This is a genomic window from Pseudoalteromonas sp. SD03, from assembly GCF_040937955.1.
Taxonomy (GTDB): Bacteria; Pseudomonadota; Gammaproteobacteria; order Enterobacterales; family Alteromonadaceae; genus Pseudoalteromonas; species Pseudoalteromonas tetraodonis.
On record NZ_CP162514.1, the window covers coordinates 2,562,300 to 2,575,108 of the forward strand.

Below are 12,809 nucleotides of genomic sequence, written 5' to 3' on the forward strand. Positions count from 1 at the left end.
GAACTATATAAATGCAACAAAACCCTAATCTCATATCTAAAGTACAACTAAAAAAAGCCACTTATTCCGATAAAAAAAATGTCTTTGAGTGGCAAACAAGTAGTGGTGTTCGTAAATACTTTAAGCAAACTGCAATTCCAACATGGCCAGAGCATTGCAAATGGTTCGAAGATACACTAAAAAGAGCCGATAGGACCCTATATATAATTAATCATGATGGAAATGATATTGGCACTCTTCGTTTAGATGAAATTGAATTAAATAAATATGAAGTTTCGATTCTGATCTCGCCCCAAGCTCAGGGAAAAGGTATTGGAGTTGCAGCTTTGAATAATATAACCGAACTAAAGAAACATGGAACGATTATTGCTGAGATTAGACCTGATAATTTAGCATCTATCACTGCTTTTACAAAAGCAGGTTTTACAGCTTTAACACCATCTTTATATAGTTTAAGAATAGAGAGCTGAAGAGCTCTCGAATTAAAAATAGCTATAGGCTTTATTATGAGAATTTTAATGAGTGCTGCGGCATCTGCTGCAGCTATATCTATTATTAAGCACTTGCAAACCTTAGGTCACAAAGTGATAGGTATTGACGCAAATGAGAATAGCAAAAGTATTGCAATGCACTTCTGTGATGACTTCTACTTATCGCCTTTATGCAGTAGCTCTGAGTTTATTCCATTTATCAACCAACTTGATGATAAGTTTGACTTATATATTCCATTTATTGATGAAGAACTTATTATTCTTTCTCAAAGTTCAGACTTATCAAAAAGTATCTCAAAGAAGATATTAATTAATAGCAAGTCAACAATAAGCATCTGTACAAGTAAGGTTAATTTTCAACTATTCTGCGAAGAAAATAACTTGCCCGTAGCCCCAACATCAACATCTGCCCCCGCGATATTTAAGCCAGAGTATGGTAGAGGTGGGAAGGGAATTTATATTATTGAAGACGATGAATTATTTCCTTTTTTTAAAAATAAAAAAGGCGTAATACAAACCTTATTAAAGGGCACAGAATATACCGTCGACGTGCTTGTAGATTCCGAGGGTGATTGGATTTTTGGGTTAGCGAGAAAGCGCCTTGAAGCAGTTGGGGTGTCGAGAGTCGGTGAAATAAATCAACACCCTTTAGTGCTTACATTAGCTAAAAAATGTGTTGAAAAGATTCGCTTTAATGGCCCCATAAATATACAAATAATGTTAGATGAAGATAGAGAGAACGCACATATCATTGAAATCAATCCTAGACTTTCAGGTAGTTTAATTTTTTCAATAAACTCAGGGTTCGACATTATCGATTTGAGCATAAAAAGCTGGTTGTCGCTGCCATATCAAATACCACTAGAAGAAAATATTTCTGATAACCGTTTAATAAGATATTGGCAAGAACATATATGCTGATAAAAAAATTGGCGCATCAGTTAAGCAAATATGATGATATTATTTTCGATCTAGACAATACACTATTTGATCAAAGTGATTATGACATTGGAGCGTTTAAAGAGATTGAAAAAATACTTTCCGAAATAACCCAACTTCCCCTCAAAGGCCTAGCTATATTCCTCCATACTCATAAGCTAAAAATGGGAGTACTTTATCCGTACCTATTTAATGATGCGATAGCAGCCTATGAATTACCAAACCATTACCTAAGCATAATGCTAAATACCTACTATAAACATGATGGAAAGTACATAAGCAAAAAAGCAAGCTTAATCCCAACTTTGTTTGAGATACTTGATGAAAAAAGGTTATTTGTCGTTACCAATGGCCAAAAAAATGTTCAGCAAACTAAAATAGATAGGCTGCAGTTAAATAATTATGTTTGCGATATAGTGTTATGCGATCCTAAATCACCTGAGCGTTTAAAACCAAACAGATATGCTTTTGATTTATTAAATAAACGCCATAAACTTAATTCTGTTGTAATGGTTGGAGATACAACAGAAACAGACGGACTTTTCGCAAAAAATGCTAAAATTCCTTTTATTCATTTTAGTTACAAAGATTATCTACATGAAAATACTAAATAAAGAAATTTCAGCAAACAGTAAGCCATTCATTATTGCCGAAATGTCTAACAACCACTTAAGAAATAAAGAGCTTGCTTTAAAAATGATTGAAGTCGCATCTGAGTGCGGCGTTGATGCAATAAAAATACAGACATATACAGCTGACTCTCTAACTATTGACTGCGATAGGGATGACTTCATTATCAAAAGTCCGCCTTGGAAAGGTCAAAGCTATTATAAATTATATGAAGAAATCTCAATGCCTTTAGATTGGACAGAGTCACTTTTTCAAAAAGCAAAAGAGCATAATATTATTTTATTTAGCTCTCCATTTGATGAAGTTTCAGTCTCGATATTAGAAAAATTTGACTGCCCTCTTTACAAAGTTGCCTCCTTTGAGGTGCAAGATTTTAAATTATTAAAAGCGATAGCAAAGACTGGAAAACCTGTAATTTTATCAAGCGGTATATCTAGCTTTGAAGAAATAAAAGAAAGTGTTGAGTATTTGAAAAAATATGGCAGTAGCCAAATAGCCGTTTTGCACTGTACAAGTTCATACCCAGCATCGTTTGAGCAGATGAATTTAAATGCTCTTAACGAATTAAAAAGGCTAAACATAATTACTGGCTTATCTGATCACAGTCTTTCAAATATCCCAGCGATTACATCTATTGCTATGGGTGGAAGGATAATAGAAAAGCATTTTATTCTAGATCGTAAACTAGGCGGACCTGATGCAACATTTTCAATAGAGCCAGATGAATTAAAGTCTTTAGTAATTTCATGCCACAACACATGGAAGGCATTGGGTAGCGCCGAAATACTGGCTAAAGGTTCTAGATTAGGTAAAGAACATGGGCGTTCAATCTACGTTGTAAAGGATGTTAAGGAAGGGGATACTGTAAACTCAGAAAACATTAGAGTAATACGCCCAGGTTTTGGCTTACCCCCTAATAATTATGATTTAGTTATCGGACAAAAATTTACATCTGACATCATCCGAGGAACAGCGCTATCAAATAAACATTTAACAATGGAAACTAATAAGTGAAAAAAAATATTTTTGCTATTGTCGCTCATGCTGATGATGAAGCGATTGGATGTGGTGGTACTTTATTAAAACATCAAAAACAAGGTGATCATATATCCATTGTATATATGACAAATGGCGTTTCAGCACGAAAAAACAGCTCTGATACGGATTATGAACAGCGCCTTAGGATGACAAAAAAAGCGGGAGAGTATTTGTCTGCTAAGCAATACTTTTTTAATTTTCCTGATAATAAAATGGACACAGTTGCGATCCTTGATGTAGTCCAAGCAATAGAGTCTGTCACTAAAAAAGAACTACCAGATATTATTTATACACACCATTATGGCGACTTAAATATAGATCATCGTATTGTACATCAAGCAGTCATGACTGCATTTAGACCTATTCCCTTAGTAAAAACCCCAACAATATATTCATTTGAAGTTAACTCAAGTACAGAGTGGAATACGCCAATCAATGCATTTGCATTTTCACCAACGTTTTTTGTCGATATCTCAGAACATATAGCAGAAAAGAAAAAGCTACTCTTAATATATGAAGATGAAATGCGCAAGCCTCCCCACTCTCGTTCTATTGATGCAATTGAGGCATTGGCAAAAGTAAGAGGTAATACCGTCGGTGTTGATTATGCAGAAGCTTTTATGCTCAAAAGAAAAGTTAGTTAAGAAGGAGTAGCTATGAATTGCCCTGTTTGTAATTATAAAAAAAACACTTTATTACTTAAGTTAAATAACTTTCCAATTTACCAACATCCAATGGATGATACGTCAAATATACCTTTGCCACATGTTATTGATATTGAATACTCAATCTGTAGGCAGTGCGCACATGCTTTTCAATTAAACTACAATAAAGATATTCTAGAAGCTATATATAAGCATCATTACTATACACCGTCACCTGAAAATATAGGTGCCTCATTTAGGTATGATTTCATAAAGTTTATTAGTGAAAACAATATCATTGATAAAAAAACGCTAAATGTTCTAGAAATAGGCTGTTCAAGTGGAGAAGTACTAGCAGAACTAAAGACAATTTATTCTAATGTGGACTACCATGGCATTGAGCCAAATGAAGAAACTGCGATAGCAGCTGAAAAAAAAGAGTTGATAGTAGAAAAGGTTTTTTTCACTGAAAAAATTGCCTCTAGCCTATGTTTTAAATCTGACCTTATTTATTCTCGCCATGTAATTGAACACATTTTTGATTTTAAAGATTTTTTCAAAGCCATATCAAAGGTAAGTCATTCAACTTCTACACTCATTTTAGAAACACCTAGTTTAGACTGGTCTATCACACAGCCTTCAACACAAGCTTTTCATGTTGAACATATACATGTTTTCTCAGAGCGTTCATTAGTAACCCTTGCAAATCAATTTGGTTGGTTTAAAGATAAAAGTATTGTAACTGCATCCGGTAATTTAATTATTTCATTCACAAATAAAGAGAAAAAATCTTTACTGCCTTTAGCACCATCGGATAATGGCAAACTAAAACAAAAGATAGATAAAGATATTCAAGCATTACAAAGCTACTGTAAAGATGAAGAGTTTATCTTCTGGGGTGCAGGTTCTGGAGCTGTAACTTTATTGGCTTTAACAGGGTTAAAGCCTCTGTATATTATCGATGGAAATCCAAATAAAACTGGGAAACGCTTTTGTGGTCTCAATTATACGATTAAGTATTCAATCGATACTATTAATGCTCTCATTAATAAAGATTTAGACAAAAAGCTAACAGTCATTATCTCATCTTCATTTCATGATGAAATAAAGCATGAGCTGACCTCATTAGGTTGGCGAGGAAATATCTACGCTCCTTATGCCTTAAAATAAATGCATTAATTAGGCGATCGATAAATTCACATTTTAGGAAACCCATGAACCAATTAACGATAAAAAGTCACAATATCCAAGGTATCTTTATTAGAAGTATTCAGTTGGAGGACGTTACAACTAAATACGTAAGTTGGTTAAATGACTCAAAAGTGAACCAGTATTTAGAAACACGCTTTCATAAGCAGGATATAGATTCTGTTAAAAATTATATATCCTTACAGCTAAATAACCCTCTCGAGCAACTTTTTACAATAAGAACAAGTGAAAATGAACATATTGGCAATATAAAAATAGGAAGTATCAATACAATTCATAATGTTGCCCAGGTTAGCCTCTTTATAGGGGATAAAAAGTTCTGGGGAAAAGGCTACGCTAGCCAAGCAATAAGACTAGTAAGCCAGTACTCTTTTCAAAAATTGAGATTAAGAAAGCTCACTGCAAGTGCTTATACCTCTAATATTGGTAGTATCAAAGCATTTTTAAAGGCTGGGTATGAAAATGAGTGTATTTTAAAGGAGCATTATATTTTAGATGGTAAGCCATCTGATGTCGTGTTCATGTCTTTATTCAAAAAACCACAAGATGACTTTATTGAGTTAGTCGTTACTAATAAATAACGACTAACTTTGATTAGACTTTGGCCGGTTTATTATAGTTTTCAATAAACTCTAAATAGATACCTTTTACATGTTCATGAAACGCGTCAACACATGCATTTATAAATCCAGTACGCATTTCTAAGTCATTGTAATAATAGCTACTTGTCATAATATAAGCTTGAAAATATCTAAAAGTTCCCTGAATCAGCCAATAAACTACAACATCGTCTGCGGTGCTATTACGTAATGTAAGTAATATTTTATTTTGTAAATTAAACGCATCAGCAAGCTGCTCACGTGTTTCAAAATATTGAGAAGTTATAGACAACAGCTGCTCAAGAACATCTTTTGTTCTCGTTTTGATAGCTTCCATTTTATGATTAACATTACCAGCAGACAATTGCTCTAAAGAAGTAGCTTTGTAAAGTAGTGCTGTGATCTTATCTTCCTTATTAACAATCGGTTTTATATTACCAATATCTTTAATAAGTTTAGGTTCAGTATACCTAATGAAAGCACCATTGGCGGTATTAAATACTTTAACATTTAGGTTTTCTTGAAGTAGTAATTCTAAGTTACCTTTTGATGAGTCAAATATCGGGGTTGTGAATACTTCTTCAGTAAAATTACCTTTAACAACAAATGCACCTTCAATACCTTTTTCAACTACTTTTTTATGCTTAAAGTCATTATCGAAATATATACTATGTTTTGAATGATGGTGCTCTTTAGAGACAAATCCTAAGTCAGTACCAACTAAATATACTTTCTTAAACCCTAATTCAATTGCTGTAGCAAGCGCTGTATTTGATACTGTAGGATTACTGTAATCAGGGTAAGTAAACTGCTTCTTTGTATCCAAAGCACGAATAAGACGACCGCCTGCATCATTTATTTTTGATAACAAATGCGCATTTTTAAAACGCTTTAAAATATTATCGTAAACAGTATTTAACGCAATTATATTTATTTGATTTAACTTTGTATTTAAATCAGATGTGCGATCAATTGACTCAATCCAGTCTAATAGTGCCGCAGTACGTTCCATTTCAATATGGATATCAGGTTTAATATTATTGCTAAGCAAAGCTCTCAATGCAGTACCACAAGAAATTATGATGATGTTGTCTTGGTTATTTTTTAAAAACTCAATTGCATCATCAAGAGAAGGACCATTAGCGACTATAAATACGGGGTAATCATTTAATGAATTTTTAACTAGTTCAGGCTTTTTTAACACTGGAAACTTAGCATTTAAATTGGCTAATGTGTGCGACACGCCAATTATTTCATCTTCAAAAAACCCCCAGCCTGCAGCCCAACGATGGCCAATACCTTTTATACGCTCAATTGTTTTTTCAATCAATGAGCTATCATAATGCTTAAAAAATAGTATTTGACTGATATTAAAGTGACCCTGATTAAACAAAAATTTGGAAATTTCGTTAATCACGCCATCTTCATTGCCGCCTACACGTATTGAAAACTGTCCGCCATTAGCTGTGCATTTATCAAAAAGTGGTTTTAATTCTATACAATGTAGTAACGCATAAAAAGCGTCTTTACTTGGCTCAAATAAAAACACATTTAGTACATCTTTTTTACTGAGTAGCTCTTCTATCTGATACCCTAAGCCACCGCCTAAAAAGCAGATAAAGTCGAGACGATTCTCTGCAGCAGGGTTGTGAATTTTATTATCTGTCTCTGACGAACGAACGTTATAAATTGATTTCAAAAGCGCGGCATGTTCAAAAACAATATTTTCGTCATCTTGATGACCTAGTTGATATTTGAAGTAAAGCGGATTCTCTAAAAACTGAACAACTTGTTGTTTTGCAAACTCCCTAGGATTAACTTGATAGACAAACTCATTATTATTAAATAAGTTTGCATTATTTGCTTCATCTATAGCTACGCCCGTATCACTTGGTGTGTAGTCTTTAAATGACTCATATATAACTGGCATTTGCTCTTGCAATAGAGCTAGGTTTGCAAGCAAGGTTGCTTGCAACATCATTTTTGTTAATTCTTGTTGATTAGCGTCCAAATTTCACTCCGCTTAACTTGATTTTTTAACCACCCCAGGTAGGTTAGCTAATTGTTGTTGTAAATAGCTGCCTGTTGAATTTAAATTGGCGACTAATAAATCCATTGCATTATATTGACTGTATAACCGTTCTTCGTATTTCGCCATACGAATATTAAATTTCTCTACATCAGTTTCTAGTTTAGAAAGCTGTGATTCACGACCTTCTATACGTGAACTAATAATACCATCAGAAGCCGTATAACCTTTAATGACTGTGTCTAACTGGCCAACAAAACCATCACCGTCATTTTCTCCGATAAAAAAGGTTTGTAAGGCTTGAGGATCCTTTTCTATCGCAGCTTTTAATGCATCGGAATCAATACTTAATTTACCTGAACGCTCCGTTCTAATACCAAAATTAGCTAAAAAATCGGTATTACCATTTCCCGTGCTAAATTCTGAGGTTAACAATGAGCGCACCTGGTTTACAGACCCTCTTAATAATGAGTCACCAGCAAGCGCCCCTACGCCCTCTTCAGCACTTGAGCGTCCTAATTGCTTAGATAAATCAATAAAAGCATTAAATTTGTCTACAAATGAGTTCAAACCAGCTGTAATATTTTTATTATTTTCTGTTATTACGGCTTTACTTAAATCATCGTCAGTTCCATGCATTTTTTTGGCATTAATGGTGACGCCCTCAATGACATCTTTAAATTCATTTGTACTGCTCGTCGCAACAAGCGTACCATCTATCGTAATTGAGGCATCCGTCGCTGCAGTTACTTCGTTTAGGTTTTCAGCGTAAGTTGCTGATGCTGTATCACTGTCATACGCAAGACGAGATAAACCCAAGGCGTCTGTATTGTTGCCATCAGAGACATCATCAACTACAATTTTTATTGCGTTTTCGGCGCCGGTTTCTTTACTTGATAATACTAACCGCTGCCCCGTGTCATCGGTAATAATAGTGGCATTCACGGAGTCATTGTCAGTTGAGTCATTAATCGCGTCACGTATATCAGCAAGTGTTGCGGTGTCTGACACATTAATACCAAAACTGTTAGCGCCAGAACTTATAGATAGCTTACCTTCACCCACCGCTTCATCGCCAGCTATAGCATTTGATGTTAGCTTATGGTTTTCGGCCAAACTATTAACTTTAATTGAGTAATTATTGGTTTGTGCATCTTTTTCAGAGCTAAAAGAAACAAATTCATCACTACCACTTATTGTTCTTTTTTGATATTCATCAACTGATGATAGTGACTCCAAAGAACCATTCAGCTCTTCTAAAGACGCTTTTAGTGTGCCTACAGCAGATATATCAGTCGTGAAATTAGCTTGCTGTTTTGTTACTCGCGCTTGATAAGGGGATTTTTCAGCATTGACTAAAGCACTTACAATTTCGTTTACTTGAAGTCCGGAGCCTATGCCCGTAAATGAAATAGCCATAATAATTACCCTCTTAAATTACTGAAAAATTAAACTTTAAAATCAACCAATACACCGGTGGCTTCAGCCAATTTAGCAACTATACCTAATACTTCCTCTGACGGATATTGCTTTACCAAATCACCACTTTCTTTGTCGATAACCTTGATTACATTGCGGCCAGAATCTTCATCTACTTTAAACTGAAGACTGCGGTTCATTTCACCCATAAAGTCCTGCAATTGCTGTACCACCTTCTCTAGCTTTTCAGGTGACAACTCAGTTTCAGAGACTTCGATTCTACTTGCAGCAGTAGGGGTGGTTGTATTCTTCTGTTCATCAATATTTTGCTTAACTTGAGATGGGGCTTGATAACTTGAGGTAACCTCACCTTTTTGCGCTGAGCTGATATTTAAATTTAAATTTTGCGTTTCCATAATTCGCTCCTACTATAAAGCGATATAAAGCTTTATACCTATACAAGAAAGGAAGGGTTGCCCCTTCCTTAGTAGTTAAAGTATAGAGCTTATTGTTAAATTAACCTAATAAGCTAAGTGCTGCCTGTGGTAACTGGTTAGACTGAGCTAAGATTGTTGTACCAGCCTGTTGCATAATCTGGTTTTTAGTCAGTTTAGCCGTTTCTGCAGCGTAATCGGTATCTTCGATACGGCTTTTAGAAGCCGATACGTTTTCTGATACGTTTGCAAGGTTTGCTATGGTAAAGCCAAAACGATTTTGTACCGCACCTAAATCAGCTCGTTGCGCATCGATTTGAGCAAGTGCCGCATCAATTGTATTAATTGCATTTTGTGCACCTGCAGAAGTAGCACCTGAGATGTCAATAGTCTCAACTGAAGTTAACGCACTTGAACCACCTGTTGAATCTATTGTAGATGCATCTGAACCAAATATCTCATCTACTTTTGTTCCTGATATACCTATTTTATCAGCTGAGCTTAGGTTTAGTTCTGCTGAAACACTAAGCGAACCTGCTGTACTAGCCACAGCTTGAGCGCCAATAGTAAAACCACTTGTATCGCCAGCACCAGTTACATCAATACCATCTATATCTGTAGCTGTGAATGATATAGAGCCGGCTGCCTCATCATAAACAGCATCATAGCCATCTTCTTGCATATCTTTAGCTAGGCGAGCCATGTCTCCGCCAAATGTACCCAAGTCATATTTATCAACCGCAGTGCCACCCTTTTTAATCTCAATTGTAGACGAGCTACTTGCATCAATACCAGCGATTGTAGTTGTTAATTTAGCTTGAGCATTTACACCTGCCCCTGAAGAATTAATAGTATCAGCAATTGCTGCAGCACCAGAGCTTGCTGCAACTTCAATATCAACACCGTTGATATTAACTGTTTGTGCTGAAGTAGCTACATTGGCACTTAAAGCAACCGTTTGAACATCACCAAGAGCAGAAACAGTCGATGTTGCACCACCTTTAATTTCATTTGCACCGATAGCATCAGCTGATACATCACGAAGACTTACGTTAATTGTTTCATTTGCATTAGAACCTACTTGGAATTGCTTAGTACCAAATGAGCCATCTAGTAAGCTAGTACCACCAAATTTAGTTGTTTCTGCGATACGCGTTAATTCTTGTTGCAATGCGCCTACTTCTTTTTGAAGGGCCGCACGTGCATCAGCATCGTTTGAACCATTCGCTGATTGCAGCGCTAGGTCACGCATACGTTGTAGAATGTTTGATGACTCTGTCATCGCACCCTCAGCGGTTTGCGACATTGAGATACCGTCATTAGCATTACGCTGAGCAACACCTAGACCGTTAATTTGTGAAGATAGACGGTTAGCAATTTGTAGACCAGCCGCATCATCTTTCGCGCTGTTAATTTTCATACCAGATGAAAGACGTTGCATTGATGTGCCTAATGCATCGCTAGATTTTGATAAGTTTCTTTGTGCATTTATTGATGCAACGTTAGTATTTACTGATAAAGCCATGTTATAACTCCTGATTACTTTCGTAATGTAACTAATTGATTTTAACCAAGAGCCATCACAATAAAAATCTGTTCAAGCTCCGTTCTAATTAAGTTAACGGCCGTTATAAAATTACCTTTAGCTTTTTTTTAAAAAAAACAGTAAAAAACTTTAGTTAATTGAAATACAAACAAAAAAGCCAAGTATAAATACTTGGCTTTTTAATTTTAATTATTATTAACCACCTAACAAGCTTAATGCAGCCTGCGGTAACTGGTTTGCTTGTGACAAAATAGTAGTACCTGCTTGTTGCATGATTTGGTTTTTAGTCAGGGTTGCTGTTTCAAGCGCGTAATCTGTGTCTTGAATACGGCTACGAGAAGCTGACACGTTTTCAGATACGTTTGCAAGGTTGGCAATAGTAAAGCCAAAACGGTTTTGTACCGCACCTAAGTCAGCTCGCTGTGCATCAATTTGCGCCAGTGCAGCGTCAATCGCTTTTATAGCATTTTGAGCACCTTCCGAAGTCGAACCAGAAATATCCACACTTTCAATACTTGTTAGCGAACTAGTACCACCTGTTGACTGTATTGCTGCCGTACCTGTACCAAATAACTGATTTGCAGTTGTACCTGAAATACCAATTTTATTTGCTGATGATAAGTTTAACTCTGCAGAAACACTAAAAGAGTTAGCTACTGTTGTTACTGCAGTACCACCTATTGTAAAGCCACTTACATCAGTTCCAGTGATATCGATACCATCAACATCTGTTGCTTTGAATGCAATTTCTTTTGTTGCAGGGTCGTAAATAGCATCATAACCAGCTTGCTGCATATCGCTAGTTAAACGCTCCATATCACCACCGTAGGTACCTAAATCAAATGACTTTTCTACAGCGCCATTCTTTTTAATTTCAATAACACCCGTACTTGATGAGGTAATACCTGCAAAACTCGTATCAATTTTGGCCTCTGCAACCACGCCTGCACCCGACTTATTAATTGTATCTGCAATTACAGCCGCACCGGACCCACCGGCAATAACAATATCTGTACCATTAATGTTAACTGTATCAGCACTGGTGCCATGGTTGGTCGCTAAGTTAACCGTTTGTACATCGCCAAGCCTAGTATTTGCATCTGCGGCGTTGCCTGGCCCTTTAATTTCATGCGCACCAATTGAATCTGCTGCTACATTACGTAAGCTTACATTAATGGTTTCATTCGCGTTTGCGCCCACTTGGAATTGTTTTGTACCAAAGGTACCATCAAGTAAGCTGGTGCCACCAAATTTGGTGGTGTCTGCAATTCGAGTAAGCTCTTGTTGCAGTGCACTGACTTCTTTTTGCAGGGATGCACGGTCAACCGCACTGTTTGAACCATTCGCTGATTGCAGTGATAAGTCACGCATACGTTGTAAGATGTTTGCAGACTCTTGCATCGCACCCTCAGCGGTTTGCGCCATTGAAATACCGTCATTGGCATTACGCTGAGCAACTGTTAGGCCATTAACCTGAGAAGTTAGTCGGTTGGCAATTTGTAAACCTGCAGCATCGTCTTTTGCGCTATTAATACGCAAACCAGATGATAGTCTCTGCATTGAGGTTTCAAGTGCCATGCTAGATTTAGATAGATTGCGTTGCCCATTAAGTGATGCAACATTTGTATTTACGCTTAAAGCCATTTTACCATCTCCTAGTTTCAATCAGAATGTGGTTCAAAATATTTAAGCAAAAACCACACTTTCTATAACTAGCTAAATGCATTAGTTGTGCCAACTAGTAAAAAAAGATTAACCTTATGTTTTAAAACAACTAAATAACACTTATTGCGGCTTTAAATTAGAAGTTAGCGATTTTTTGACAGAAGAT

General features: G+C 36.1%; 12 protein-coding genes. 7 read left to right on the top strand and 5 right to left on the bottom strand.

Annotated elements, in window-relative coordinates; genetic code table 11:
• Positions 1-11: 11 nt before the first annotated feature.
• Genes ABZP26_RS12015 through ABZP26_RS12045 form a run of 7 tightly spaced genes read left to right on the top strand, consistent with a single transcriptional unit; the run spans position 12 to position 5,532 of the window.
• Positions 12-470: a GNAT family N-acetyltransferase gene (locus tag ABZP26_RS12015; RefSeq protein ID WP_058155105.1), complete on the top strand. Its 459-nt coding sequence runs from the start codon at positions 12-14 to the stop codon at positions 468-470.
• Between the two features lie 36 nt (positions 471-506).
• Positions 507-1,412 carry an ATP-grasp domain-containing protein gene (locus ABZP26_RS12020; protein ID WP_368484980.1) on the top strand — a complete coding sequence of 302 codons (906 nt, stop codon included), beginning with the start codon at positions 507-509 and terminating at the stop codon, positions 1,410-1,412.
• Positions 1,406-2,044, top strand: coding sequence for an HAD family hydrolase (locus ABZP26_RS12025; protein ID WP_058155107.1), 639 nt, complete (start codon positions 1,406-1,408; stop codon positions 2,042-2,044). The genes ABZP26_RS12020 and ABZP26_RS12025 overlap by 7 nt, the downstream gene beginning before the upstream one ends.
• On the top strand, positions 2,028-3,074 hold the full coding sequence (gene pseI / locus ABZP26_RS12030) for a pseudaminic acid synthase (protein WP_058155108.1): 1,047 nt from the start codon (positions 2,028-2,030) through the stop codon (positions 3,072-3,074). The genes ABZP26_RS12025 and pseI overlap by 17 nt, the downstream gene beginning before the upstream one ends.
• Positions 3,071-3,742, top strand: coding sequence for a PIG-L deacetylase family protein (locus ABZP26_RS12035; protein WP_013465577.1), 672 nt, complete (start codon positions 3,071-3,073; stop codon positions 3,740-3,742). The genes pseI and ABZP26_RS12035 overlap by 4 nt, the downstream gene beginning before the upstream one ends.
• A gap of 12 nt (positions 3,743-3,754) precedes the next feature.
• Positions 3,755-4,912, top strand: coding sequence for a class I SAM-dependent methyltransferase (locus ABZP26_RS12040; RefSeq protein ID WP_013465578.1), 1,158 nt, complete (start codon positions 3,755-3,757; stop codon positions 4,910-4,912).
• A 44-nt stretch (positions 4,913-4,956) separates the two neighbouring features.
• Positions 4,957-5,532: a GNAT family N-acetyltransferase gene (locus ABZP26_RS12045; protein ID WP_013465579.1), complete on the top strand. Its 576-nt coding sequence runs from the start codon at positions 4,957-4,959 to the stop codon at positions 5,530-5,532.
• A 13-nt stretch (positions 5,533-5,545) separates the two neighbouring features.
• Here ABZP26_RS12045 and ABZP26_RS12050 read toward each other — a convergent pair whose 3' ends face one another.
• The 5 genes from ABZP26_RS12050 to ABZP26_RS12070 form a co-directional block, all read right to left on the bottom strand.
• A complete protein-coding gene (locus ABZP26_RS12050) occupies positions 5,546-7,561 on the bottom strand; it encodes a motility associated factor glycosyltransferase family protein (RefSeq protein WP_058155110.1) in 2,016 nt (671 codons plus the stop codon).
• A 12-nt stretch (positions 7,562-7,573) separates the two neighbouring features.
• Positions 7,574-8,998 carry a flagellar filament capping protein FliD gene (fliD, locus tag ABZP26_RS12055; protein WP_013465581.1) on the bottom strand — a complete coding sequence of 475 codons (1,425 nt, stop codon included), beginning with the start codon at positions 8,996-8,998 and terminating at the stop codon, positions 7,574-7,576.
• 29 nt (positions 8,999-9,027) lie between these two features.
• A complete protein-coding gene (locus tag ABZP26_RS12060) occupies positions 9,028-9,414 on the bottom strand; it encodes a flagellar protein FlaG (RefSeq protein ID WP_368484981.1) in 387 nt (128 codons plus the stop codon).
• 100 nt (positions 9,415-9,514) lie between these two features.
• Positions 9,515-10,957, bottom strand: a complete 1,443-nt coding sequence (locus ABZP26_RS12065) for a flagellin (RefSeq protein ID WP_016899221.1) — start codon at positions 10,955-10,957, stop codon at positions 9,515-9,517.
• A 216-nt stretch (positions 10,958-11,173) separates the two neighbouring features.
• The gene (locus ABZP26_RS12070; RefSeq protein ID WP_016899220.1) at positions 11,174-12,622 is read right to left on the bottom strand and encodes a flagellin; all 1,449 of its coding nucleotides are present in this window, start codon (positions 12,620-12,622) and stop codon (positions 11,174-11,176) included.
• Positions 12,623-12,809 lie beyond the last annotated feature (187 nt).

Excerpts from the sequence above, each read along its gene's own strand:
- ABZP26_RS12045 (WP_013465579.1), top strand. The coding sequence starts at position 4,957 with ATGAACCAATTAACGATAAAAAGTCACAATATCCAAGGTATCTTTATT.
- fliD (WP_013465581.1), bottom strand. The coding sequence starts at position 8,998 with ATGGCTATTTCATTTACGGGCATAGGCTCCGGACTTCAAGTAAACGAA.
- pseI (WP_058155108.1), top strand. The coding sequence starts at position 2,028 with ATGAAAATACTAAATAAAGAAATTTCAGCAAACAGTAAGCCATTCATT.
- ABZP26_RS12025 (WP_058155107.1), top strand. The coding sequence starts at position 1,406 with ATGCTGATAAAAAAATTGGCGCATCAGTTAAGCAAATATGATGATATT.
- ABZP26_RS12060 (WP_368484981.1), bottom strand. The coding sequence starts at position 9,414 with ATGGAAACGCAAAATTTAAATTTAAATATCAGCTCAGCGCAAAAAGGT.
- ABZP26_RS12070 (WP_016899220.1), bottom strand. The coding sequence starts at position 12,622 with ATGGCTTTAAGCGTAAATACAAATGTTGCATCACTTAATGGGCAACGC.
- ABZP26_RS12020 (WP_368484980.1), top strand. The coding sequence starts at position 507 with ATGAGAATTTTAATGAGTGCTGCGGCATCTGCTGCAGCTATATCTATT.
- ABZP26_RS12040 (WP_013465578.1), top strand. The coding sequence starts at position 3,755 with ATGAATTGCCCTGTTTGTAATTATAAAAAAAACACTTTATTACTTAAG.
- ABZP26_RS12015 (WP_058155105.1), top strand. The coding sequence starts at position 12 with ATGCAACAAAACCCTAATCTCATATCTAAAGTACAACTAAAAAAAGCC.
- ABZP26_RS12065 (WP_016899221.1), bottom strand. The coding sequence starts at position 10,957 with ATGGCTTTATCAGTAAATACTAACGTTGCATCAATAAATGCACAAAGA.